General features: G+C 75.0%; 21 protein-coding genes and 1 pseudogene. 14 read left to right on the top strand and 8 right to left on the bottom strand.

The genetic code is table 11. The features are described from left to right. Positions 1-4 precede the first annotated feature (4 nt). From iolC to FB457_RS23690, 8 genes are all read left to right on the top strand, one after another. Positions 5-994: a 5-dehydro-2-deoxygluconokinase gene (gene iolC / locus FB457_RS23725; RefSeq protein ID WP_301540170.1), complete on the top strand. Its 990-nt coding sequence runs from the start codon at positions 5-7 to the stop codon at positions 992-994. A 184-nt stretch (positions 995-1,178) separates the two neighbouring features. Beyond that, positions 1,179-2,066 (top strand): Cgl0159 family (beta/alpha)8-fold protein, encoded by an 888-nt coding sequence (locus FB457_RS23720; RefSeq protein ID WP_125935482.1) that lies wholly within the window; start codon positions 1,179-1,181, stop codon positions 2,064-2,066. Further along, positions 2,063-2,959: a 5-deoxy-glucuronate isomerase gene (iolB, locus tag FB457_RS23715; protein WP_047016381.1), complete on the top strand. Its 897-nt coding sequence runs from the start codon at positions 2,063-2,065 to the stop codon at positions 2,957-2,959. The genes FB457_RS23720 and iolB overlap by 4 nt, the downstream gene beginning before the upstream one ends. Before the next feature lie 23 nt (positions 2,960-2,982). Then, complete coding sequence (iolD, locus tag FB457_RS23710; protein ID WP_145783264.1) at positions 2,983-4,866, top strand: 3D-(3,5/4)-trihydroxycyclohexane-1,2-dione acylhydrolase (decyclizing); 1,884 nt, start codon at positions 2,983-2,985, stop codon at positions 4,864-4,866. A gap of 47 nt (positions 4,867-4,913) precedes the next feature. Then, entirely contained in the window at positions 4,914-6,422 is a 1,509-nt protein-coding gene (locus FB457_RS23705; protein WP_047016380.1) for a CoA-acylating methylmalonate-semialdehyde dehydrogenase, read from the top strand. Between the two features lie 50 nt (positions 6,423-6,472). Continuing rightward, positions 6,473-7,414, top strand: a complete 942-nt coding sequence (locus FB457_RS23700) for a TIM barrel protein (RefSeq protein WP_047016379.1) — start codon at positions 6,473-6,475, stop codon at positions 7,412-7,414. 39 nt (positions 7,415-7,453) lie between these two features. Next, positions 7,454-8,470 carry a Gfo/Idh/MocA family protein gene (locus FB457_RS23695; protein ID WP_047016378.1) on the top strand — a complete coding sequence of 339 codons (1,017 nt, stop codon included), beginning with the start codon at positions 7,454-7,456 and terminating at the stop codon, positions 8,468-8,470. Between the two features lie 162 nt (positions 8,471-8,632). Continuing rightward, the gene (locus FB457_RS23690) at positions 8,633-9,019 is read left to right on the top strand and encodes a hypothetical protein (RefSeq protein ID WP_047016377.1); all 387 of its coding nucleotides are present in this window, start codon (positions 8,633-8,635) and stop codon (positions 9,017-9,019) included. A 75-nt stretch (positions 9,020-9,094) separates the two neighbouring features. Here the strand turns inward: FB457_RS23690 and FB457_RS23685 are convergent, their stop codons facing one another. Further along, a complete protein-coding gene (locus FB457_RS23685; RefSeq protein WP_047016376.1) occupies positions 9,095-10,741 on the bottom strand; it encodes a DNA repair helicase XPB in 1,647 nt (548 codons plus the stop codon). A 172-nt stretch (positions 10,742-10,913) separates the two neighbouring features. After that, positions 10,914-11,393 carry a DUF1801 domain-containing protein gene (locus FB457_RS23680; RefSeq protein WP_047016375.1) on the bottom strand — a complete coding sequence of 160 codons (480 nt, stop codon included), beginning with the start codon at positions 11,391-11,393 and terminating at the stop codon, positions 10,914-10,916. 164 nt (positions 11,394-11,557) lie between these two features. Here FB457_RS23680 and FB457_RS23675 point away from each other — a divergent pair. Further along, positions 11,558-11,803: pseudogene (locus FB457_RS23675) on the top strand (SRPBCC family protein); the annotation flags it as partial. Here FB457_RS23675 and FB457_RS23670 read toward each other — a convergent pair. The 3 genes from FB457_RS23670 to FB457_RS23660 form a co-directional block, all read right to left on the bottom strand. Next, positions 11,790-12,608 (bottom strand): MerR family transcriptional regulator, encoded by an 819-nt coding sequence (locus tag FB457_RS23670; RefSeq protein WP_047016374.1) that lies wholly within the window; start codon positions 12,606-12,608, stop codon positions 11,790-11,792. The pseudogene FB457_RS23675 and the gene FB457_RS23670 sit on opposite strands and share 14 nt — an antisense overlap. 70 nt (positions 12,609-12,678) lie before the next feature. Then, positions 12,679-15,399 (bottom strand): helicase-associated domain-containing protein, encoded by a 2,721-nt coding sequence (locus FB457_RS23665; RefSeq protein WP_145783181.1) that lies wholly within the window; start codon positions 15,397-15,399, stop codon positions 12,679-12,681. Positions 15,400-15,513: 114 nt separating this feature from the next. Beyond that, complete coding sequence (locus FB457_RS23660) at positions 15,514-16,428, bottom strand: DUF3027 domain-containing protein (protein WP_047016372.1); 915 nt, start codon at positions 16,426-16,428, stop codon at positions 15,514-15,516. Positions 16,429-16,657: 229 nt separating this feature from the next. Here FB457_RS23660 and FB457_RS23655 point away from each other — a divergent pair, with 229 nt between their 5' ends. From FB457_RS23655 to FB457_RS23640, 4 genes are all read left to right on the top strand, one after another. Beyond that, entirely contained in the window at positions 16,658-18,085 is a 1,428-nt protein-coding gene (locus tag FB457_RS23655) for an MFS transporter (protein WP_486589116.1), read from the top strand. 26 nt (positions 18,086-18,111) lie between these two features. Next, positions 18,112-18,636, top strand: coding sequence for a hypothetical protein (locus FB457_RS23650; protein ID WP_047016370.1), 525 nt, complete (start codon positions 18,112-18,114; stop codon positions 18,634-18,636). 88 nt (positions 18,637-18,724) lie between these two features. Further along, a complete protein-coding gene (locus FB457_RS23645) occupies positions 18,725-19,537 on the top strand; it encodes a futalosine hydrolase (RefSeq protein WP_486589115.1) in 813 nt (270 codons plus the stop codon). Beyond that, a complete protein-coding gene (locus FB457_RS23640; protein WP_145783177.1) occupies positions 19,534-20,406 on the top strand; it encodes an MqnA/MqnD/SBP family protein in 873 nt (290 codons plus the stop codon). The genes FB457_RS23645 and FB457_RS23640 overlap by 4 nt, the downstream gene beginning before the upstream one ends. Before the next feature lie 48 nt (positions 20,407-20,454). On the opposite strand, the gene FB457_RS23635 is transcribed toward FB457_RS23640, so the two are convergent. Then, positions 20,455-20,838: a cold-shock protein gene (locus FB457_RS23635; protein WP_018836124.1), complete on the bottom strand. Its 384-nt coding sequence runs from the start codon at positions 20,836-20,838 to the stop codon at positions 20,455-20,457. A 170-nt stretch (positions 20,839-21,008) separates the two neighbouring features. Here FB457_RS23635 and FB457_RS23630 point away from each other — a divergent pair, with 170 nt between their 5' ends. Beyond that, complete coding sequence (locus FB457_RS23630; protein ID WP_047016368.1) at positions 21,009-21,248, top strand: hypothetical protein; 240 nt, start codon at positions 21,009-21,011, stop codon at positions 21,246-21,248. Positions 21,249-21,330: 82 nt separating this feature from the next. Here FB457_RS23630 and FB457_RS23625 read toward each other — a convergent pair whose 3' ends face one another. Together FB457_RS23625 and FB457_RS23620 are read right to left on the bottom strand one after the other, a co-directional pair. Beyond that, positions 21,331-21,972: an HAD family hydrolase gene (locus FB457_RS23625; RefSeq protein ID WP_301540169.1), complete on the bottom strand. Its 642-nt coding sequence runs from the start codon at positions 21,970-21,972 to the stop codon at positions 21,331-21,333. 139 nt (positions 21,973-22,111) lie between these two features. Further along, positions 22,112-23,353, bottom strand: a complete 1,242-nt coding sequence (locus FB457_RS23620; RefSeq protein ID WP_145783175.1) for a hypothetical protein — start codon at positions 23,351-23,353, stop codon at positions 22,112-22,114. Positions 23,354-23,425 lie beyond the last annotated feature (72 nt).

Here is a 23,425-nt window from a genome sequence, read left to right as displayed (position 1 = left end):
GGGAGTGGCAGTGCCGAAGCCGAAGCCGTACGACGTGGTGACCATGGGGCGCGTCGGAGTGGACATCTATCCGCTCCAGACCGGCGTCGGCCTCGCGGAGGTCAGCACCTTCGGCAAATACCTCGGCGGGAGCGCCACCAACGTCGCCGTCGCCGCCGCCCGCTACGGGCACGGCGCGGCGGTGATCACGAAGACGGGCGCCGACCCCTTCGGCACCTTCATCCGCGACGCGCTGCGCGGATACGGGGTCGGCACCGACTTCGTCGGCACCTCACCGGCACTGCCCACACCCGTCACGTTCTGCGAGATCTTCCCGCCGGACGACTTCCCGCTCTACTTCTACCGCTACCCCAAGGCACCGGACCTGGACCTCGCGGTGGACGAGCTGGACATGGACGCCGTACGGGCCGCCCGCGTCTTCTGGATGACCGGCACCGGACTGAGCGAAGAACCCTCCAGGACCGCGACGCTCGCGGCGCTCGAAGCCCGGGGCCGGACGGCACACACCGTCTTCGACCTCGACTGGCGCCCCATGTTCTGGCCCGAGGGGGCGGGCGCGTCCGCAGACGGACTCGCCCGCGGGCTGTACCGGCAGGCGCTGGCCCACGCCACGGTCGCCGTCGGCAACCTGGAGGAGTGCGCGGTCGCGACGGGGGAGCGGGAACCGCGCGCCGCCGCGCGGGCCCTGCTGGCGACGGGCGTCGAACTCGCCGTCGTCAAACAGGGCCCCCGCGGCGTCCTCGCCGTCCACCGCGACGGCGCGGAAGCGGAAGTACCCCCCGTGCCCGTCGAGGTCGTCAACGGCCTCGGCGCCGGCGACGCCTTCGGCGGCGCCCTCATCCACGGCATGCTGGAAGGCTGGCAACTGGACCGCACCATCGCCTTCGCCAACGCCGCCGGAGCCCACGTGGCGGGTGAACTCGCGTGCTCCGACGCGATGCCCACGGCGGCACAGGTGGAGGCCAGGCTGCGCGCGGCGGAGACCCGGGCGTGACCCCACCCCGCCCCCCACGCCCCCCGCCTCCCCGACGCACCCGCCCCAGGGCAGGCAGCCCCAGTGACAGCACGCGCACGCAGCGTACGCGGCGTTCACGGTCGAGCAGTGCGACGATCGAAGTCCGCACCGCAGCCACGACCGCACCCACGCGCGTACGCGCCCACTCCCCGGAGACCCAGGCATGACCGTTGACAAGACCGGCGACCTCACCGCCACCCGCGTCCACCACCCCGAGGCCATCGCCGCCGCGGCAGCGGCCCGCCGCCCCGCGGCCTCGCCCCTCGGCGACGGCGACCCGGGCCGGGCCATGATCATCGCCGCCGACCACCCCGCACGCGGCGCCAACGCCGTCGGCGGCGACGCCCACGCCATGGCCGACCGCGGGCTCCTCCTCGAACGGCTCTGCCTCGCCCTCGAACGCCCCGGCGTCACCGGCGTCCTCGCCACCGCCGACATCCTCGAAGACCTCCTCCTCCTCGGCGTCCTCGACGGCAAGTCCGTCTTCGGCTCCATGAACCGGGGCGGCCTCGCCGGCTCCTCCTTCGAGATAGACGACCGCTTCACCGGCTACGACGCGGAGACCATCGCCGCCATGGGCTTCGACGGCGGCAAGATGCTCACCCGCATCGCCCTCGACGACCCCGCCACCGCGGCCACCCTCGAATCCAGCGCCCGCGCCGTCGACGCCCTCGCCGACCGGCGGCTCATCGCCATGGTCGAGCCCTTCCTCTCCCGCTGGCAGGACGGCCGCGTACGCAACGACCTCTCCCCCGACGCCGTCGTCACCTCCGTCTCGATCGCCTCGGGACTCGGCCGGCGCAGCGCCTACACCTGGCTCAAGCTGCCCGTCGTCCCCGACATGGAGCGCGTCGTCGCCGCCACCACCCTGCCCGTGCTCCTCCTCGGCGGCGACACCGGCGGCGCCGAAGGACAGCGCGCCGTCTTCGACGCCTGGCGCGGCGCGCTGCGGCTGCCCGGCGTGCAGGGGCTCGTCGTGGGCCGCTCGCTGCTCTACCCCGCCGACGGCGACGTCAGCGGGGCCGTCGACCGGGCGGTGAGCCTGCTGTGACCCACACCGACGAGACCGACGACAGGCTGTACGTCCCCGGCGGCGCCGCCGCCTCCGGCCCGTACCGCACCGCCATCACCCCCACGACCGCCGGCTGGGGCTACTCCGGCCTGCGCATCCTCGAACTCGCCCCCGGCCGGAGCCACACCCTCGCCACCGGCGACGCCGAGCACCTCGTCCTCCCCCTGGCCGGCGGCTGCACCGTCGAAGCCGACGGCACGCGCCTCGACCTCACCGGCCGCGCCGGCGTCTTCGGCGACCCCACCGACTTCGCCTACGTCCCCCGCGACACCGACGTCCGCATCAGCAGCCCCGGCGGCGGCCGCTTCGCGCTCCCCTCCGCCCGCTGCGAACGGCGCCTGCCCGTACGCTACGGGCCGGCCGCCGGCGTACCCGTCGAACTCCGCGGCGCCGGCACCTGCAGCCGCCAGGTCCACAACTACTGCCTCCCCCAGACCTTCGACGCCGACCGGCTCCTCGTCTGCGAGGTCCTCACCCCCGGCGGCAACTGGTCCTCCTACCCGCCGCACAAGCACGACGAGGCGCGCCCCGGCGAGGAGAGCGAGCTGGAGGAGATCTACTACTTCGAGGTCGCCGAAGGCCCCCACGGCGGCCCCGGCATGGCCTACCAGCGCGTCTACGGCACCGCGGACCGCCCGCTGGACGTGCTCGCCGAGGTACGCAGCGGCGACACCGTGCTCATCCCGCACGGCTGGCACGGCCCCTCCATGGCCGTCCCCGGCTACGACCTCTACTACCTGAACGTCATGGCCGGCCCCGGTGCCGAACGGGCCTGGCTCATCTGCGACGACCCGGCACACGGCTGGATCCGCAGCACCTGGGACGACCAGGACACCGACCCGAGGCTGCCGTTCGGAGGAGGGACGCGATGAGCGACGCGACGACCACGGAGCACATGGAGACCGTCAGGCTCACCACCGCCCAGGCGCTGGTGCGCTTCCTGGCCAACCAGTACAGCGAACGCGACGGCGTCGAACGCCGGCTCATCCCCGGCATGTGGGGCATCTTCGGCCACGGCAACGTCGCCGGCGTCGGCCAGGCGCTGCTCCAGGCCGCCCGTACCGGAGAAGCGGACCTCCCGTACCACCTGGCGCGGAACGAGCAGGCCATGGTCCACTCGGCCACCGCGTACGCCAAGATGGCGGGCCGCCTCCAGACCTACGCCTGCACCTCCTCCATCGGCCCCGGCGCCACCAACATGGTCACCGGTGCCGCCCTCGCCACCACCAACCGCCTGCCGGTCCTCCTCCTCCCCGGCGACGTCTTCGCCACCCGCGCCGCCGACCCCGTGCTCCAGCAACTCGAGGACCCGCGCAACGGCGACGTGACCGTCAACGACGCGCTCCGCCCCGTCTCCGCCTACTTCGACCGCGTCGACCGGCCCGAGCAGCTCATCCCCGCCGCACTCGCCGCGATGCGGGTGCTCACCGACCCCGCCGAGACCGGCGCGGTCACCCTCGCGCTGCCGCAGGACGTGCAGGCCGAGGCGTACGACTGGCCCGTGGCGTTCCTGCGCCGCCGCGTCTGGCACGTGCCCCGCCCCGCACCCGAACCCGCGGCGCTGGCCCGCGCCGTCGCGCTGCTCCGCGGCGCCCGCCGGCCGCTGCTCGTCGCCGGCGGCGGCGCGGTGTACTCCGAGGCGTGGGAGGAACTGCGGGCCTTCGCGCTCCGCACCGGCATCCCCGTCGCCGACACCCACGCCGGCAAGGGCGCCGTGCCCTGGGACCACCCCTGCGCCGTCGGCGCGCTCGGCTCCACCGGCACCGCCGCCGCCAACGCGCTGGCCGCCGAGGCCGACGTGGTCCTCGGCGTCGGCACCCGCTACAGCGACTTCACCACCGCGAGCCGCACCGTCTTCGCCCGCCCCGACGTGGCGTTCGTCAACCTCAACGTCGCCCGCCTCGACGCCGTCAAGCACGCCGCCGAGCCGCTGGTCGCGGACGCCCGCGCGGGCCTCGAAGCGCTCGACGCCGCACTCGCCGACTGGCAGGCCGACGACGCCCACCGGGCGCGCGTACGCGAACTCGCCGACGCCTGGCGCCGCACCACCGACGCCGTCTACCACCCCGAGCGCGGCCACGGCACGCCGCCCGCGCAGACGGAGATCCTCGGCGCCGTCAACGACCTGGCCGGCGACGGCGACGTCGTCATCAACGCCGCCGGCTCCATGCCCGGCGACCTCCAGGCCCTCTGGCGGGCCCGGGACCCGAAGGCGTACCACGTCGAATACGCCTACTCCACCATGGGCTACGAGATCGCCGCGGGACTCGGCGTGAAGCTCGCCGCCCCCGAGCGCGAGGTCGTCGTCCTCGTCGGCGACGGCTCGTACCTGATGCTCTCCCAGGAGATCGTCACGGCGGTCTCCGAGGGGCTGAAGCTGATCGTCGTCCTCGTCGACAACGGCGGCTTCGCGTCCATCGGCGCGCTGTCGGAGTCGCTCGGCTCGCAGCGCTTCGGCACCCGGTACGCGGGACGCAACCCCGACACCGGCGAGCTGGACGGCGGGCCGCTGCCGGTGGACCTGGCGGCGAACGCGGCGAGCCTCGGCGCGGACGTGCTGCGGGCGACGACGGTGGCGGAGTTCCGGGACGCCTTCGTCCGGGCCAAGGAGGCGGAGCGCACCACGGTGGTGCACGTCGTCACCGACCTGACCGGGCCCAACCCGCCGAGTTCCGCGTGGTGGGACGTGCCGGTCAGCGAGGTCTCCGAGCTGGAGTCCACGCGCAAGGCGTACGAGGAGTACCGCGACGGCAAGCGCGCCCAACGCCCGTACCTCTGACAGCTCAGCAACCCCCGTACTTCCCCGGCAAGTTAAGCGAGACCCTCATGCACACGATCGAGCACTGGATCGCCGGCGGCGCCGCCGCGTCCGTTTCGGCTGCCTCCCGCACCGCCCCCGTCTACGACCCCGCTACCGGCCGCGAGCAGGCCCGCGTCCTGCTCGCCGAGGCCGCCGACGTCGACGCCGCGGTGAACGCCGCCGCCAAGGCGTACGACACCTGGCGCGACAGCTCGCTCTCCCAGCGGATGCGCGTCATGTTCGCCTTCCGCGAGCTGCTGGTCCGGCACGAGGACGAGCTGGCCCGCGTCATCTCCGCCCAGCACGGCAAGATCATCTCCGACGCCCGCGGCGAGATCGTCCGCGGCCGGGAGGTCGTCGAGTACGCCTGCGGGATAGCCGACGCCCTCAAGGGCGGCTACTCCGACCAGTACTCGCGCGGCGTCGACGTCCTCTCCTTCCGTGAGCCGCTGGGCGTCTGCGCGGGCATCACCCCGTTCAACTTCCCCGCGATGGTGCCCCTGTGGATGCACCCCATCGCCATCGCCACCGGCAACACCTTCGTGCTCAAGCCCAGCGAGCGCGACCCGTCCGCCTCCAACCTGATCGCCCGGCTCTACGCGGACGCCGGGCTGCCCGACGGCGTCTTCAACGTCGTCCACGGCGACAAGACCGCCGTCGACGCCCTCCTCGACCACCCCGGCATCGCCGCCGTCTCCTTCGTCGGCTCCACGCCCATCGCCACGTACGTGCACGAGCGCGGCACCGCCGCGGGCAAGCGCGTCCAGGCGCTCGGCGGCGCGAAGAACCACGCCGTCGTGCTGCCGGACGCGGACCTGGAGTACGCCTCCGACCAGCTCGTCGCCGCCGCCTACGGCTCCGCGGGCGAGCGCTGCATGGCGATCTCCGTCGCCGTCGCGGTCGGGGACGCGGCGGATCCGCTGGTCGAGGTGCTGGAGCGGAAGGCGCGCGCGGTGCGCGTCGGCCCCGGCGACGACCCGGCCAGCGAGATGGGCCCGCTCGTCACCCGCGCCGCACAGGAGCGCGTCAGCGGGGCCGTCGCCTCGGCGGCGGCGCAGGGCGCGACGGTCGTGGTCGACGGCCGGGACCTGAAGGTCGCCGGGCACGAGGAGGGGTTCTTCACCGGACCGACGCTGCTGGACCACGTCAGCGCGGCGATGGACGCGTACCGCACGGAGATCTTCGGCCCGGTGCTCGCGGTGATCCGCGTCGCCACCCTGGACGAGGCGATCGCGCTCATCAACGCCAACCCGTACGGCAACGGCACCGCGCTCTTCACCGGCGACGGCGGCGCGGCCCGGCGCTTCCAGCGCGGGGTGCACGTCGGGATGGTCGGCATCAACGTGCCGGTGCCGGTGCCGATGGCCGCGTACTCCTTCGGCGGCTGGAAGGACTCGCTCATCGGCGACAGCCCCGTGCACGGCCCGGAGGGCGTGCGCTTCTACACCCGCCCGAAGGTCGTCACGACCCGCTGGCCGGCAGGCGGCAACCCGGCGGCCCGCGGCGCGGCGTTCGCGTTCCCGACCGCCAACTGACCCGCCCCGCAGCCCGTTACGAGCCACGACCACCGAGAGGCCGCACCCTCATGACGAACGCACCCGGAGCCCCGCGCCCCGCCGCCGGCAACCTGTGCCTGGGCTCCGCCCCCTGCTCCTGGGGGGTCTGGTTCCCCGAGGAGGAGCACCAGGTCCCGTACACCCGCTTCCTCGACGAGCTGGCCGGGACCGGCTACAAGTGGCTGGAGCTGGGCCCGTACGGCTACCTGCCCACCGACCCGCAGCGCCTCGCCGGCGAACTCGCCGAGCGCGGCCTCCAGGTCTCCGGCGGCACGATCTTCGGCGCCCTGCACCGCCCCGCCGAGTGGGACGAGACGCTGGCCGACGTCCGCCGCGTCGCCGAGCTGACCGCCGCCACCGGCGCCCACCACCTCGTGCTCATCCCGCCGCTGTACCGCGACGAGAAGACCGGTGACTTCACCGAGCCGCCGGAGCTGACGGCCGCGCAGTGGACGGCGCTCGGCAAGGCCGCCGACGACCTGGGCAGGATCCTCCTGGACGACTACGACGTCCGCCTGGTCGTCCACCCGCACGCCGACAGCCACATCCAGACGCAGCCGGAGATCGAGCGCTTCCTGAACGCCACCGACTCCCGCTACGCCAACCTCTGCCTGGACACCGGCCACGTCGCGTACGGCGGTGGCGACAACCTCGACCTCATCCGCCGCTACGCCGAGCGCATCGGCTACGTCCACATCAAGCAGATGGACCCGGTGATCATCGAGCAGGTCCGGGCCGAGAACCTGTCGTTCAGCGAGGCGGTCAGCCGCGGCGTGGCCGTGGAGCCGCCCGCGGGCGTGCCGAACCCGGGGGACATCGTCGAGGCGCTGTCGGGGCTGGACGCGGAGCTGTTCGTGGTCGTCGAGCAGGACCTGTGGCCGTGCGAGCCCGACGTGCCGCTGCCGATCGCGGTCCGGACCCGCGACTACCTGGCGGGTGTCGGCCTGAGCGGCACGCGCCGCCCCCGCTGAAAAGGCCCGCTGAGAACCAGTACCGAGGAGCAAGAAGTCATGACCGTACGCATCGGAGTCGTCGGCACCGGCGCCATCGGCCGCGAGCACATCGAGCGCATCAGCCGCGTCATCAGCGGTGCCCGCGTGAGCGCCGTCGCCGACATCGACGCGGCGCTGGCGGAGAAGGCGGCGGCGGAGGCGGGCGGTGCGCGGGTCGCCGACGCCGCCGACATCGCGGGCTCGCTGATCGCCGCGGACGACGTGGACGCGGTGCTGGTGTCGTCCTGGCACGCCGCGCACGCCGAGCACGTGCTGGCCGCGATCGCCGCGGGCAAGCCGGTGCTCTGCGAGAAGCCGCTGGCGACCACGGCGGAGGACGCGCTGCGCGTGCTGGCCGCGGAGGAGGCGTTCGGGCGGCGGCTGGTGCAGGTCGGGTTCATGCGCCGCTACGACCCGGGCTACCGGGAGCTGAAGCGCGTCATCGCCGACGGCGGCATCGGCCGGCCGCTGATGATGCACTGCGCGCACCGCAACCGGTCGGCGCCCGAGCGGTACACGACCGAGATGGCGGCGCAGGACACGGGCGTGCACGAGATCGACGCGGCCCGCTGGCTGCTGGACGACGAGATCGTGTCGGCGCAGGTCATCCTGGGGCGCGCCACGGAGCGCCGGTTCCCGCACCTGCGGGACCCGCAGTTCATGCTCTTCGAGACGGCCGGCGGGGTCCGTATCGACCTGGAGGTCTTCGTCAACTGCCAGTACGGGTACGACATCCAGTGCGAGACGGTCGGCGAGACGGGCCTGATCCGGCTGCCGGACCCGGCGCGCGCCCAGGTGCGTGCGGCGGCGCGGGTGGGCACGGAGATCGACCAGGAGTGGGGCGGGCGCTTCGCGGAGGCGTTCGACGTGGAGGTGCAGGCGTGGGTCGACTCGGTGGCCGCGGGCGCGGCCACGGGCCCGAGCGCCTGGGACGGTTACGCCGCCACGGCGGTCGCGGCGGCGACGGTCGAGGCGCAGCGGACGGGCGCGGTGGTGGACGTGGACCTCGTGGAGCGCCCGGCGTTCTACGCCTGACGGATACGCCCGCCCGGTTCTCCGGGCCGGGGCACCGTCCCCGGCCCGCCGCGCTTCCCGCGGCCCCGGCCCCACCGCGGGGGGAGGGGCCGGGCCGTGGGAACCCCTTCTCCGTTCGGCACGTCTCCTTGGGGCAGCAGGTGTGTCCAAAGGGGGATACGGATGTCACTGGGGGAGCCGCCGCTGCTGAGCCGCCCGCCGTGGGTGGGCGTGACGACGACGCTGGGGCAGATGGCGTACGCGCTGGGGGCGTTGCCCGCGGCGTTGATGGCGCTGATGATCCCGCTCTTCCGCGGCGAGAGGGAGTACTGCGGGCCGCCGGACCACACGGGCCCGTGCGACCGCATCCAGGAGATGAGCGCCGCCTCGGCGGCGGGGCTGGGCCTGGGGGTGCTGACGCTGCTGGTGGCGGGCGCGGTCGCGCAGTCGGTGGGGCGGCGGCTGGCGGAGACGGGGCGGGAGCGGCGGGGGGTGGCGCTGGTGCTGGGGATGCTGGCGGTGCCGGCGGTGACGTACGCGATGCTGGCGTACGGGTACACGACGGCCTGACGGCGGCGGCCTGCGGGGTGACTCCCGGCCGCGTACGCCCACCGCGTAGGGCGGGAAGGCGGTCGATGCCCGCCGTCAGGCGTCGTCGCCGGCGAGGACGTCGTCCGCGTCCACGATCCGGTACGCGTACCCCTGCTCGGCGAGGAACCGCTGCCGGTGGGCGGCGAAGTCCTGGTCGATGGTGTCGCGGGCGACGAGCGAGTAGAACCGTGCCTCGTGCCCGTCTTCCTTGGGCCGCAGCACGCGGCCGAGCCGCTGCGCCTCCTCCTGCCGGGAGCCGAAGGTGCCGGAGACCTGGATGGCGACCGTCGCCTCCGGCAGGTCGACGGAGAAGTTCGCGACTTTCGACACCACGAGGACGCTTATCTCGCCGCTGCGGAAGGCGTCGAAGAGCTTCTCCCGCCGGGCGTTGGTCGTCTCGCCCTTGATGACGGGCGCGTCGAGGTGCTCGCCCAGCTCGTCGAGCTGGTCGATGTACTGGCCGATGACGAGCGTCTGTTCGCCCGTGTGCCGGGCGACGAGCGCTTCGGCGATCTTGCGCTTGGTGTCGGTCGTGGCGCAGAAGCGGTACTTCTCCTCGGCCTCCGCGGTGGCGTAGGCGAGCCGTTCGGCGTCGGTGAGGTTCACCCGCACCTCGACGCAGTCGGCGGGCGCGATGTAGCCCTGCGCCTCGATCTCCTTCCACGGGGCGTCGAAGCGCTTGGGGCCGATGAGCGAGAAGACGTCGGACTCGCGGCCGTCCTCGCGTACGAGCGTGGCCGTGAGCCCGAGCCGGCGGCGGGCCTGGAGGTCGGCGGTGAACTTGAAGACGGGCGCGGGCAGCAGGTGCACCTCGTCGTAGACGATGAGGCCCCAGTCGCGGGAGTCGAAGAGCTCCAGGTGCGGGTAGACGCCTTTGCGGCGGGTGGTCAGCACCTGGTACGTGGCGATCGTGACGGGCCGGATCTCCTTGCGGGCGCCGCTGTACTCGCCGATCTCGTGCTCGGTGAGCGACGTGCGGCGCAGCAGTTCGCTCTTCCACTGCCGGGCGGCGACGGTGTTCGTGACGAGGATCAGCGTGGTGGCCTGCGCCTCGGCCATGGCCCCGGCGCCGACGAGGGTCTTGCCGGCCCCGCAGGGCAGCACGACGACGCCGGAGCCGCCGTGCCAGAAGCCCTCGACGGCCTGTTTCTGGTACGGGCGCAGCCCCCAGCCCTCCTCGACCAGCGCGATGGGGTGGGCTTCCCCGTCCACGTACCCCGCGAGGTCCTCGGCGGGCCAGCCGAGCTTCAGCAGCGCCTGCTTGATCTGCCCGCGCTCGGAGGGGTGGACGGCGACGGTGTCGTCGTCGAGCCGGGCGCCGACCAGGGGCTGGATCCGCTTGGACCGCAGGATCTCCTCCAGCACCGGCCGGTCGGTGGTGGACAGCACGAGGCCGTGGGCGGGGTCCTTGGTGAGGGTCAGCCGCCCGTAGCGCGCCATGGTCTCGGCGATGTCGACGAGGAGCGCGTGCGGCACGGGGTAGCGGGAGTAGGTGACGAGGGCGTCGACGACCTGCTCGGCGTCGTGTCCCGCGGCGCGCGCGTTCCACAGGCCGAGGGGGGTGACGCGGTAGGTGTGGATGTGCTCGGGGGCGCGCTCCAGCTCGGCGAAGGGCGCGATGGCGCGCCGGCACTCCCCCGCCAGCTCGTGGTCCACTTCCAGCAGGAGCGTCTTGTCCGACTGCACGATCAGGCAGGACATGCGGACCTCCTCCCACTGCTGCCGCTGCTGCCGCGCCCGGTCCGGGGACCCCCGGGGCCCGGGGGATACGCGGGAAACAGGGAAGTCTACCTCGCGGCGGCGACACCGTGCGGCGCGCGCCGGCGGCCTGTGCCACGGGCCACGGGCGGCCGGACGGGCGGGGGGCCGGGCCTCAGCTCATGGCCTTCTTCACCAGTTCGGTGACGGTCTTCTCGTGGGCGGGCGTCAGGTCGGTAAGGGCGAAGGAGGTGGGCCACATGGTGCCGTCGTCGAGGTGGGCGGCGTCGTTGAAGCCGAGGGTGAGGTAGCGCGAGCCGAACTTCTCCGCGGCCTGCACGAAGCAGACGATCTTTCCGCCCTTGCCGTTCCTGGCGCCGGCGGCGTACGCGGGCATCCCGTACCAGAGCCGCGGCGACAGATCGGGAGCCGCTTCGGTGATGAGGGTGTGCAGCCTCCCGGCGAGGACCCGGTCGGACTCGGGCATCTCGGCGATCTTCTCCAGCAGCTCTGCCACCGGGTCGGCCCTGGGGCCGCCGCGCCTGGTCTTCCTGATCTCCTTGGCGCGCTCCTTCATGGCCGCGATCTCCGCCTCGGTGAAGCCTTCGCCGGACTCGCCGCCGTCGGCCGTGGCTGCCTTCTTCGCGTCCGCCATAGCAGTACCTTTCTCGGGTCCGACTGGTCCTGATCTCAGCCTACGGAGAATCGGCGGCGACGCCTCCTCCGTGACCGGCCACGCGGACGACCGCCGGGACGACGTCGAAGGAGGCCGGCCGTGGCACGCAGCCGCCGTCTGATTCCGACCCCCCGAGCGGGTCTGCGATGCGGCTGGAGCCGTGGGGCGGGAACACGCTCTTCTTCCTGGACCGGCACCCCCTGCGCGGACCGGGGACGAGGATGCACGGGCTGCCGGTGGACTACCTGGTCGCGGTCCGCAACGGGATGATGCTGACGAAGCTGGCGCGGATCGCGGTACGGGAGTACGGGGCGGTGCGTGGCCCGGACGGGGTGGGGCGCCGTCCGGGCGTGGCGGGTGCCGGGCCGGCGGGCGTCAGGCGGGGGTGACCGGTTCCTGGAGTTCGGTGACCCAGTCGGCGTGGGACTCGGGGACTTCGAGGTACAGCTCGCGGGCGTAGCCGGTGGAGCGGTAGCCGTTCTCGTCGATCCAGGCGCCGAGGGCCTGGACGGTCGGCAGCACGGCGTCCATGTCGCCGTGGTGGACGACGGTGGCCGCGGTGCCGAGCGGCGGGAGGTCGGTGACCGTGAAGTCGTACGCCGGCGAGGGCTCGACGCCGACCTGGAGCCCCGCGTGGACGGTGAGGGTGCCGTCGGGCGCGTCCTCGTACCAGGCGACGCCGGGGCCCGTGACCGTGACCCCCGCGGCGTCGAGGCGGCGGCACAGCTCGTCGTAGAGCGGCTGGATCACCGGACCGATGTCGGCGGGCTCGAAGCTCGCGGCGCTGCCGCTCAGCTCGGCGACCCGGACGGCGGGGACGGACTTCAGGACGACGTCGGTGGCGGACATGCGGCCCTCGCTCTCGATCGTACGGAGCCGCGCCTCCACCCCGGCGAGCCGCCGTACCGCGTCCGCGGCGGCGGTCTCCAGCTCCGCGCGGCGCAGCCGCAGCATGCCGCGCAGCTCCTCGGCGGTCGGCTTCTCGTCCAGTATCGAACCGATCTGGCCGAGGCTGAAGCCGAGGTCCCTGAGCGCGACGACGCGGTTGAGGCGGCTGAGCTGGGCGGCCTCGTAGCTGCGGTAGCCGCTGTGCGGGTCGACGCGGGCGGGGCGCAGCAGGCCGAGGGCGTCGTAGTGGCGCAGCATGCGGACCGAGACGCGGCCGTGGCGGGCGAACTCTCCGATGGTGAACATGACGTACTCCAGTGGAGGGGCTGACACGGTGTGAGGGTCAAGGCACGCCCGGGTGCTGCCGCGCGGTGCTTCAGGTGGGATCGTCGGCGAGTTCCGCGGCGCCGGTGATGCGGTGGAGGGGGTAGCTGCGTACCTCGTCGGCGGTGTGGTCGTACGCGGTGACGTAGCCGCCTTCGACGCGGACGGGGGCGATGACGCGCTGGCTGGCGGCGCCGTCGGCGTTGACGTAGCCGATCCAGACGGCGGCGTTGCCGAGGACGGCGGCCTGGAGGACGGCGAGGGTCTCGGCGGAGGGGGTGCGGGGGAGGCCGCCGGGGGCTTGCGTCTGGGGTGCGTCCGGGGCCCGCGGGGTTTCCGCGGCCCGGGGGTCCTGCGGGGTCTGGGGGGCGCGGAGGGGGGCGGTGGCGGCGCGGTCTCCGGCCCGTACGGCGCGGACGGCCGCCGCGAGGAGGGCGGTGTCCGGGGCGGGCGGGCCGTCGGGGACGGGCGCGGGCGGCGTACGGGGCGGGGTGCGGTGGGCGGCGGCGCGGGCGACGAGGACGGCGCCGTCGGGCGACTCGGCGGCGGGGGCGTAGCCCATCTCGCGGAGCCGGGCCAGCAGCACGTCGGGCGGGGTGGGGGAGACGAGGACGGTGGGCGCGAGGTGGCGCAGCCGCAGTTCCGCGGCGCGCCGGTCGGCGACGATCTCGGCGAGGAGCGCGTCGTCGTCGCAGCGCAGATACGCGCCGGCGGCGCCGATCCGCAGCCGGCCGTGCTTGCGGGCGACGTCGTCGATGAGGTAGCTGAGCGGCTGCGGCACGGGGGTGCGGGAGTGGGCGGTGAGGAAGTCGTGCAGCTCGGCGGCGGACCGCCCGGCGTCGAGGGCGCGGCGTACGGAGCTCTGCGTGAAGCGGTAGACGGTGGCGCCGCCCTTGGACTCGACCTCGGCGAGCACGCCGAGCACGGCGGCGAGTTCGCGCTTGAGGGGGCCGGGGGCGATGGCGGTGAGGTCCGCCTGGAGGAGCACGTGGTCGACGGGCGGGGGGAGGAGCGGCGCGAGCGCGCGGGCGGCCCGGAGGGCGGCGGCGCGGGCTTCCGCGGGGGTGGCGGGGGCGGGGTGCCGCGGGGCTTCGGTGGGGAGTCCGGCGGCGGGCGTGGCGCCGGCGGCGGGCGTGGCGCCGGTGGCGGGTGTGGCGGGGGCGTCGGTGCTGGTGGCGAGGGGTGGAGCGGGGTGATTGTCGGAGGGGCGGCCTACCCTTGGGCGGGTGCGTGGGGGAGGTGGGGGTGCGGCGTCGGCGGTGTCCGCTTCCGGTGCGGCCGGCGGTGGGCCCTCCTCTTCCGGGGGGCTCAGCAGGGCGCGGCCGTGGGTGGCCAGGGCGCCGCGGCCCGTGACGCCCAGGAGTTCGGCCTCCTCCAGCGTCCAGCGGGCCAGCCGCGTGCGCAGGTCCTCCTCCTCGCCCTCCGCCGCGCCTCCGCCGCGCGGGGGGCGTTCCCAGCGGAGGCGGGCCACCACAGAGTCCGGCGTCGCCGCCGTGCCCTCCGGGAGCCCCGCGAGCAGCCCCAGCACCGCGCGGCGCACCTCCGGTGCCGCGCCGCGGTCCAGGCCCTCGCCGAGTGCCGAGAGCGCCCGGCCCTTGCCGTCCCGGCCGCCGACCAGCCCCGGCGTCCGCGTCGCCGCCAGCCACGCCGCCGCCAGCTCCGCCCACCGCTCGGCCGCCGGCAGCGCCTGCCACTCGTCGTACGCCGGCGTCGGCGCGTACCGCTCGTCGGTCTCCCCGTCCGAGGCCAGCAGCCCGGCCCCGTAGGCCAGTTCCACCCAGAACGCCGCCTGCGGCTCCGCGACGTCCAGCGCTGTCGCCGTCCGCTTCAGGTCCCGTACGGCCAGGCCGCCGGCCCGCAGCACCGGCGGGCTCGCCGTCGCCCACTGGCCGAGCAGTTCCTCGACCGTCTCGACGGCTACCGCCGCCTGCCCGGCTGCCGTCGCGTCGACGACCCGCATCCCGTACGTCCCGGCCGCCACCGGCTCCGGCGGCACCGCCGCCACGCTGCGGTGCGCCCGCCCGTCGCACAGGTGCAGCGCCACCTCGCGCGGTAGCAGCACGCTGCCCGGCGCGGTCGGCAGCAGCAGCCCCCGGTCCAGCAGCCACCGCACGTGTGCGGGCGGCTGCGCCGACACCGTGCCGTACGGCGGGCCCCACGTCAGCCGCCCCAGTACCGTCACGGCCTCCGGCGGCGCCTGGTCCAGCAGGTCCGCCATCCGCCGGGGGTCGGAGAAGAGCGCGGTCAGCGACTCCGCGGCCGAGACGGGGTCGTGTGTCGCCGGCAGTCCCGCGTTCGCCAGTACCTGCTGTAGTCGCCCCGGCGACATCCCCGTCGCCACCTCCGCGGCGGCGGGCCCCAGGCCGGTGGCCGACCCGGACGCCTGCGGCGTCAGCAGCTCCCGCGCCGTACGCACCAGCCGCAGCCGCTGTTCGTCCCCCCACACCAGCGCCTGCGCCCGCAGTTCGGCGACGGCGCGCGGCAGCGCGGCCACGGTGTCGTGCTCGTCGCCCATCAGCCCGGCCAGCACGTCGTACGGGCACGGGTCGGGCGCGACCGCGAGCGCCTGGGCGGTCTGCTGCGTGAACCGGTCGAGCCGTTCCAGCGCGCGGACGACGGAGGCGCGGGTGCCGGCGCGGGTGGCGAGCTGGGTCAGGTCGCCCGGTACGGGGGTGAGCAGATCGGGCCGGGCGCGGAGCAGCCCGGCCAGCGCGGTGTCCGGTCGGCCGCGGAGCTCCTCGGCGAGGGTCCGGGCGGGGTTGCCGGTCGTCATCCGCTCCACAGTAGTCCTCGCCGGACGTACGGCACCGGACGGAGCCGGCGTTGGCGGTGCGCGGCACCGCCTCCGGCGGGAGGCGGCGACCGTACGGCGGGGGTCGGACGGGCCCTAGAAGGTCGGGTCCGCGCCCATCGTGTCCAGCACCGGCGGTGCCGGTTCGATCGGCTTCGGCATCACCGCCGCCTCCGAGTGGCCGCCGCAGCCGTACGCGAGCGAGACCACGTGGCCGTCCGCCGGGGAGAACTCGTTCGCGCACACGCCGAAGGCGCGGCGCAGCGAGCCCGCGATCGGCATGAGGAAGCCGCAGCTCACGCAGGACGCGGGCGCGGCCTGCGCCATCGGCGTCTTGGGGCCGTACTCGTCCTCCCAGCGGTCCGCGGCGGTGTGCAGCCCGTAGCGGGAGAGCACCCGGTGGCGGGTCATGCCGAGTTCGTCGGCGAGGGCGCCGATCTCCGCACGCCGCGGTACGCCGCCGGGCGGCGCCGCCGCGGCGACCGGGCGTGCCTCCATCCCGGCGCCTTCCGCGCCCTCCGCGGCGGCCTCGCCGGCCACGGCCCGCTCCTCGGCCTCGGCCGGCTCCAGCTCCTCGTCGCCCACCGCGAGGCCCGGCTCCAGCCGCAGGTCCTGGTCCTCCGTCGGCAGCAGGTCGCCGGGGCCCAGGTCGCCGGGGCGCAGCCGCTCATGCCACGGCACCCACTCCGGCGCCAGCAGCGCGTCAGGGCCCGGCAGCAGCACCGTTTCGTCAAGCGTGACCGTCCGCGCGCGGGACGCCCTCGCAACGGTCACCGCCCAGCGCCAGCCGCGGTAGCCGGGCAGCCGGCACTCGAAGAGGTGGGTCACCACACGCGTGTCGTCGGCGGTGACGCCGATGTGCTCGCCGACCTGCTCCGCGCCCGCGGCCTCCTCGGCCGCCGCACGGGCGAGGTCGACGGCGTCGGCGCACTGCTGGTCGGGGGTGACGCGGCTGCGCACCGCGGCACCGCGCACGGCGGTCGTCTTGGCGGGGCTGTTCGCAGGGCTCATCTGGCTCACAGTCTTTCGGTACGGACGGCCGGTCGGGCGGGGGAGCCGAGGGAGCGGACAGGGGGCCGCGTCAACGCTCGTATCCTCACGACACACAGAGGCGCGTCGTTCACCCTACCTGGCGCGCGCCGGGTCCGTACGCCCACCGGCCGCCATGGGCCCCCGCCGCGCCCCTGCGCCCCCGGCCGGCCTGCCCCGTGCCCCGTACGGACCACCCGCGGCACCCCGGATGACCGCATGCGCCCCCGCCGGGTTCTCGCCCTACGGTCCCGCATGCGGGCACTATGGCGAGGTGGTCGAAGACCGGACGGCTCCCGTGGCCGGCCCGCTGCAGCAGGCGGGCCGGGCGGTCGGCCGTGCCGTGCGGCGGCCGGTGGTCGGCGCGGGGCGGCGGATCCGGCGGGCCACGGACGCGCAGGGAGCGGGGGAGTCGGGCCTCGGGCGGCTGATGGAGCTGCACATGGTCAACGCCGCCGGGGACATGATGATCACCATCGCGCTGGCGTCGACGGTGTTCTTCTCCGTGCCCACGGACGAGGCCCGCGGCCGGGTCGCGCTCTACCTGGCCATCACGATGGCGCCCTTCGCCGTGCTCGCCCCCGTCGTCGGCCCGCTGCTGGACCGCATCCCGCACGGCCGCCGCGCCGCGATGGCCGGCACGATGCTGGCGCGGCTGCTGCTGGCGCTGGTGCTGTCGGGGGCGGTGAAGACCGGTGACCTGAGCCTCTATCCGGCGGCCCTCGGGGTGCTGGTGTGCTCCAAGTCGTACGGGGTGGTGCGCTCGGCCGTCGTGCCGCGGCTGCTGCCGCGGCGCATCTCGCTGGTGAAGGCAAACAGCCGGGTGACGCTCGCCGGGCTGCTCGCCACCGGCATCGCCGCACCGGTCGGCGGGCTGCTGCACTTCATCGGCCCCGGCTTCCCGCTCTACGGGGCGATGGTCATCTTCGGCTTCGGCGTCTTCCTGGCGTTCCGGATGCCGCACGCGGTGGACTCGGCGCGCGGCGAGGGCAAGGCGCGGTTGGCGTCGGGCGAGGAGGGCCGGCTGCGGACGCCGCAGAAGCCGGGGCTGCGCTCCGTGGGACCCTCGGTGCTGCACGCGCTCCAGGCCAACTCCGCGCTGCGGGTGCTGTCGGGGCTGATGACGCTCTTCCTGGCCTTCCTCCTGCGCGACAACCCGCCCGGCGGGCTGCGCCCGGAGCTGGCGCTCGGCATGGCGGCGGTCGCCGCCGGCACGGGCAACGCGCTGGGCTCGGTCATCGGCTCCTGGCTGCGCTCGCGCGGACCGGAGAAGCTGATCGCCCTGCTGCTCACCCTCGCCCTGACGACGACGGTGCTGGCGGCGGTCTTCTACTCGCTGCCGCTGCTGATCTGCGTCGCGGCGATGGCGGGGTTCGCGCAGTCGCTGGCGAAGCTGTCGCTGGACGCGCTGATCCAGCGGGACGTACCGGAGTATGTGCGCACGTCGGCGTTCGCGCGCTCCGAGACGGTGATCCAGTTGTCGTGGGTCGCGGGCGGCGCGATCGGCATCCTGCTGCCGCTGAACGGGGTCGGCGGCATGGCCGCGGGCGCGGCCGTCGTCGCGGTCGGGCTTGCGGCGACCGTACGAGGGCTGCTCACCGCGGCCCGGCACGGCACGCCGCACCCGCGCGTGGCCTGACCGGGGCCGGCAGGTAGCCTGCCCGCATGACCAAAGCGCCCGCCACCACCGTGTTCTCCCGTGCCCGCGGCCTCCGCAGCCGCCGCGGCGCGGTGGCTCTCGGTGCCGTCGTCGTCTCCGCCTTCGCCCTGTCCGCGTGCGAGAAGCCGACGCCGGTGGCGCAGATCACGGTGGACGACCGGACGGCGAGCGCGGAGGCGCAGTGCTACGACGACGGCAAGGACATCTCCAACGAGGAGCTGGAGTCCTGCATCTCGGAGCGCGCGGAGAAGTCGATCACGGTGGACAGCGGCGACCGGGTCAGGATCGGCGTGGAGCCGGAGATCGCGGACAACGGGTGGGTGCTCTTCGTGGACGGCCGGCCGGTGACGTCGCAGCCGAGCAAGCACACGTATGTGACGTACAGCGGGGACCAGTTCTTCGAGGCGCAGTCCCAGCCGGGGCAGCCGCCGGTGCAGAGCGACAAGGCGAAGGTCGGGATCGTGGAGATCGACGACGAGGGCAACTACAAGGGCGCGTGGAGCTTCGACCTGAAGCGGAAGCAGTACTGACGGCCGGGCGGCGGTGATGCCCGGCGGCGGCGCGGGGGAGCCCGGCGGCGGACGTGTTCTGTCGGCGGGGCGGCCTACCCTTGGGCGGGTGCGTGGGAGTGGTGCGGTGCCGGGCGGAGACGCGGTGTCCGGTGCGCGGGTGCTGGTGGTGGTCGCCGTTGCCGCCGAGGCCGAGGCCGTCGAGCGGGGCGGGCGGGGGTACGACGTCGTGATCGGCGGCGTGGGGCCCGCTGCCGCCGCCGCGGGGGCCGCCGGCGCGCTGGCCGCGGCGCCCGTTCCGTACGACCTCGTCATCGCCGCCGGGATCGGCGGCGGCTTCGCGGGCGTCGCCCCCGTGGGCGGGGTGGTCGTGGCGGACGAGATCGTGGCCGCCGACCTGGGTGCGGAGACACCGGACGGGTTCGTGCCCGTCACCGAGCTGGGCTTCGGTGCCGTCGCCCACCGGCCGCCGCCGGCCGCGGCGCGGGCCGCGGCGGAGGCGGCCGGCGCGGTGCTGGGTACGGTGCTGACCGTGTCCACCGTCACCGGCTCCGCCGGGCGCGCCGCCGAGCTGCGCCGCCGCCATCCGCGCGCCGCGGCCGAGGCGATGGAGGGCTTCGGCGTCGCCGAGGCCGCCACCCGGCACGGCGTCCCGGTCCTGGAGATCCGCGCGGTGTCCAACGCCGTGGGCCCCCGCGACCGCGCCGCCTGGCGCATCCCGGAGGCGCTGAACGCCCTCACGGCCGCCTTCGCGGCCCTCCCCGCCTTCGGTGAACTCCCGGACGTCGCCGCCGTGCCCGACCTCGCGGCCCGGCCCGACCTCGCCGAGGGCGACGCACCGGCCGCCGACGTGGCCCCCGCCGATCCCGCCGCCGGCCCGGCCGCCCACCCCGCTCGACCCGACGGAGAGGAGCCCCGATGACCTCGCCGGGCACCCCGAGCGACCAGCCGCTCCGGATCGCCTACTCCCCCTGCCCCAACGACACCTTCGTCTTCCACGCCTGGGCCCACGGCCTCGTCCCCGGCGCCCCGCCCCTCGACGTCACCTTCGCCGACATCCACCTCACCAACGGCATGGCCGAGCGCGGCGAGTCCGACGTCCTCAAGGTCTCCTACGCCGTCCTCCCCTACGTCCTCGACCGCTACGCCCTCCTGCCCTGCGGCGGCGCCCTCGGCCGGGCCTGCGGGCCCCTGGTGCTCACCGCCGGCGCGCAGCGCCCCGCCGACCTCGCCGGCCGCACCGTCGCCGTGCCCAGCGAGCGGTCGACGGCCTACCTGCTCTTCCGGCTCTGGGCCGCGGCGGAAGTGCCGGGCGGGGTCGGCGAGGTCGTCGTCATGCCGTTCCACGAGATCATGCCCGCCGTCCGCGACGGCAAGGTCGACGCCGGGCTCGTGATTCACGAGGCCCGCTTCACCTATCAGGGTTACGGCCTCCACCGCCTCGCCGACATGGGCGAGCACTGGGAGGCCACCACCGGCCTGCCCATCCCCCTCGGCGCCATCGTCGCCCGCCGCGCCCTCGGCGCGGACACGCTGCACGCGCTCGCCGCCGCCGCCCGCACCTCGGTGCGGATGGCGTGGGAGGACCCGGAGGCGTCGCGGGCGTACGTGCGGGAGCACGCGCAGGAGCTGGACCCCGCGGTGGCGGACCAGCACATCGGCCTGTACGTCAACGAGTTCACCGCCGACCTCGGCGAGGACGGCTATGCGGCCGTGCGCGGTCTGCTCACCCGGGCGGCGGCGGAGGGCCTGGTGCCGCCCGTCGCCCCGGACGCGCTGGCGTTCCCGTAGCAGCCGCTACGGGCCGAAGGCGCCGGCGCGTCCGTCCCCGCCGCCCCCTCAGACGTCCAGCTGATCGGCGACGGCCCGGAGCATCCCGGCGATCTTGCGGCCGTGTGCCTTGTCCGGGTACCGGCCGCGTTCGAGCTGCTGCGTCACGCTCTCCAGCAGCGTCGTCAGATCCTGCACGATCGACGCCAGCTCGTCCGGCTTGCGCCGCTGCGCGGCCGCGACCGACGGGGTGGGGTCCAGCAGCGTCACGGACAGCGCCTGGTCGCCGCGCTGCCCGGCCACCACGCCGAACTCGACGCGCTGACCCGGCCGGAGCGTCTCCACCCCGTCCGGCAGCACCGACGAGTGCACGAAGACGTCACCGCCGTCGTCGCGGGAGAGGAAGCCGAAGCCCTTCTCGCTGTTGAACCACTTGACTTTGCCGGTAGGCACGTGTCGTCGCCCTGTCTTCGTTTTCGTACTCGCTGCCGTGAAAGAGCAGGAGAGCGGGTCCAGTGACCCGCCACCTCAAGGCTAATGGTCCCCCGCCCGGTGACAAGATGTCGCCGGGTGCTTCCTCAGCGCACAATCCGGCCTCCGGGCGCGCCGCCTACCCTGGTTGCGTGAACACCGGAACCTCCCGCCCCGGGGATCTCCTCGTCCGCGCCGGGGCGATCGTCTTCCTCGTCGGCGCACTCGGCACCTTCGTCACTTTCGTCCCGTTCTTCATCGGAACGGACCCGCTGCCGACGGCCGCGTATCTCGTGTCGATGCTGATGGGCGTCGGCTTCGGGCTCGCGCTTGCCGGGCTCTTCCGCTCCGCGTCGGCGTCCCGGCGCGAGGCCCGGCAGGCGGCGCCGTAGCGCGGACCCTGCCGCGGAGCCGCGGCGGCGCAGACATCCGGCGGACGGCGCAGAGGCGGGCGGCCCCTCGCGTACGGGCGCCTCAGCCGCCCGCCGCCCCCGCCCGGTGCTCCGCCAGCCACCCCGGGAACGCCGTCAGGTCCGGCAGCACGACATCCGCCCCCGCCGCCCGCAGCTCCGCCGCCGGGCACGGCCCCGTGGCCACCGCCACCGACAGCACCCGCGCCGCCCGCGCCCCCGCGACGTCGCCGACGTGGTCGCCGACGTACGCCGACGCCCCGTACTCGGTGAGCGCCTCCGCCTTCGCGTCCGCCCACAGCCCGCCGACCACCGCGTCCGGGGCCAGGCCCAGGTGGTCGATGTGCAGCTTCGCCAGCGGCCGGCTCTTGGCGGTGACCACGAGCGCCCGGCCGCCCGCCGCCTGCACCGCCGCGATCGCCGCGGCGGCGCCGGGCAGGGCTGCGGTGGGGGTTATGCCGTGGTCGGGGTAGAGGGCGCGGTAGCGGTCGCCGAGGGCGGCCACGCGGTCGGCGGGGAACCAGTTCGCCAGCTCGCTCTCCACCGGCGGGCCGAGGCGGGAGGTCACGAGGTCGGTGTCGACGTACACGCCGGTCTCGGCGACGATCGCCTCGTACACCGCCTTGATCCCCGGCCGGGAGTCGATGAGGGTCATGTCCAGGTCGAAGCCGACCGTGAAAGACGGCGGCGGGGAATGAGTACGCACCCCTCGATTCTGCCTGCCGCCGATTCCGTCAGGACAGGAGGATGGCCCGCGGCCGTTCGCCGGGGGACGCGCCCACGGTCGCGGCGCTCTCCCCGGGGCCCACGCCCGCAGGCGTCCCCTCCGTTCCGTACGCGCGGACCTACTTCCGCAGCCGCCGGCGCGCCCGCCACAGCAGGAAGAGCGTCGAGGCGACCGCCGCCAACCGGACCAGCGTGGGCAGCATGTCCGAGAACTCCTGCCCCAGGGTCCCCTCCTTCAGCGGCTCGCCCCACCGCTCCTGAGCCCGCCCCCACAGCCACACCAGCCCGGCGGCCCCCACCGTGCCCGGCACCCCGAGCGCGGCCCACTTCTTCTCCGTCATCGACAGCCGCCGCGAGGTGTACACCAGGGCCCAGCCGACGACCGACGCCATCCACTGGTCGAGCGCGGCGCCGCCCAGCAGCGCGCCCATCGCCAGCACCTCCATCAGCCCGGCGCTGCGCAGGAGTTCGCGGGTGGCCGTGGAGCGGCGGCTCGGGGACGAGGGTTCCTCGTCCTCGTACGCCTCCTCTTCCCCGGCCTCCGCGGCCTCCCGCCGGGCCTGCTTGGCCTTGGCGGCGCGGGCCGCGCGCGCGGCGTTCGCCTCCCTGGCGGCCTTCGCGGCGCGGGCGGCCCGGCCCATGGCGCCGGTGCCGCCGCCCTTCTGCGCGCCCTTCTCCTCCTCGTCGCCGTCCTGCTGGTCCGGCCGCTGGAAGAGCTCCGGGAGTTCGATGCCGCCGGTGAACCCCGGCACGTTGTCGGCGCCGCTGCCGGCGCCGGGCATCGGTCCTGCGAACGGCGCGGGCTCCACGCGCCACCAGTCGGGATCGGCGTGCGTGGGGTCGAGTTCGTCCTCGCCCGCGAGGTGCGGCGGGGCCGCGGCGGTGGGCGGCGGCTCGGCGGGCGGGGTGAAGTCCCCGGGCGCCGTCCCGGGCACCTCGGGCGCGGCCCGCTCCGGCTCCCGGCCGCCCGGACTGCCGCCCGCCTCGCCGCCGCCGGCACGTGGCCGGGGCAGCCGCCCCAGCCACCGCTCGGACCCGCCGACCCGCGGCCGGGGCAGCCGCGATGCCAGCCCGCCGCCACCGCCCGGCGGCTCCCCGGGCTGCACCGCCACCTCCGGCACCGCGGAGGCGGGGTCCCGCTTGGCGGCCTCGACGATGTCGCCTGGACTGCCGAACCGGGCGAGCACCTGCTTCACCGCGGACACGCTGTGCGCGCCCTCGGCGGCGCGCACCTTGTCGATGCTGGCCCGCAGTTCGTTGACCAGCCGCATGCGCTGCCCGGAGGGCAGGGCACGCTGCTGCGCGATGTCGCCGACGCGGCTCAGGTAGTCGTATACGAGCTGGTCGCTCTCGATGCCCACCGAATCCCCTACGGCCGTGCGCTGTTGACCAGTCGACCGTACCGCGCGCGCGGCCGGCCCCTCGCCCCCGCG

It is taken from the genome of Streptomyces sp. CNZ287 (assembly GCF_007827615.1).
Note: the sequence above shows the minus strand (reverse complement) of the source record. Positions and strands in the feature narration are given on the sequence as shown.

Bases quoted from the DNA above. Each gene is read 5' to 3' on its own strand.
- FB457_RS23720 (WP_125935482.1), top strand. From the start codon at position 1,179: ATGACCGTTGACAAGACCGGCGACCTCACCGCCACCCGCGTCCACCAC.
- iolD (WP_145783264.1), top strand. From the start codon at position 2,983: ATGGAGACCGTCAGGCTCACCACCGCCCAGGCGCTGGTGCGCTTCCTG.
- FB457_RS23705 (WP_047016380.1), top strand. From the start codon at position 4,914: ATGCACACGATCGAGCACTGGATCGCCGGCGGCGCCGCCGCGTCCGTT.
- FB457_RS23700 (WP_047016379.1), top strand. From the start codon at position 6,473: ATGACGAACGCACCCGGAGCCCCGCGCCCCGCCGCCGGCAACCTGTGC.
- FB457_RS23695 (WP_047016378.1), top strand. From the start codon at position 7,454: ATGACCGTACGCATCGGAGTCGTCGGCACCGGCGCCATCGGCCGCGAG.
- FB457_RS23690 (WP_047016377.1), top strand. From the start codon at position 8,633: ATGTCACTGGGGGAGCCGCCGCTGCTGAGCCGCCCGCCGTGGGTGGGC.
- FB457_RS23685 (WP_047016376.1), bottom strand. From the start codon at position 10,741: ATGTCCTGCCTGATCGTGCAGTCGGACAAGACGCTCCTGCTGGAAGTG.
- FB457_RS23680 (WP_047016375.1), bottom strand. From the start codon at position 11,393: ATGGCGGACGCGAAGAAGGCAGCCACGGCCGACGGCGGCGAGTCCGGC.
- FB457_RS23670 (WP_047016374.1), bottom strand. From the start codon at position 12,608: ATGTTCACCATCGGAGAGTTCGCCCGCCACGGCCGCGTCTCGGTCCGC.
- FB457_RS23665 (WP_145783181.1), bottom strand. From the start codon at position 15,399: ATGACGACCGGCAACCCCGCCCGGACCCTCGCCGAGGAGCTCCGCGGC.
- FB457_RS23660 (WP_047016372.1), bottom strand. From the start codon at position 16,428: ATGAGCCCTGCGAACAGCCCCGCCAAGACGACCGCCGTGCGCGGTGCC.
- FB457_RS23655 (WP_486589116.1), top strand. From the start codon at position 16,658: ATGACCGCATGCGCCCCCGCCGGGTTCTCGCCCTACGGTCCCGCATGC.
- FB457_RS23650 (WP_047016370.1), top strand. From the start codon at position 18,112: ATGACCAAAGCGCCCGCCACCACCGTGTTCTCCCGTGCCCGCGGCCTC.
- FB457_RS23640 (WP_145783177.1), top strand. From the start codon at position 19,534: ATGACCTCGCCGGGCACCCCGAGCGACCAGCCGCTCCGGATCGCCTAC.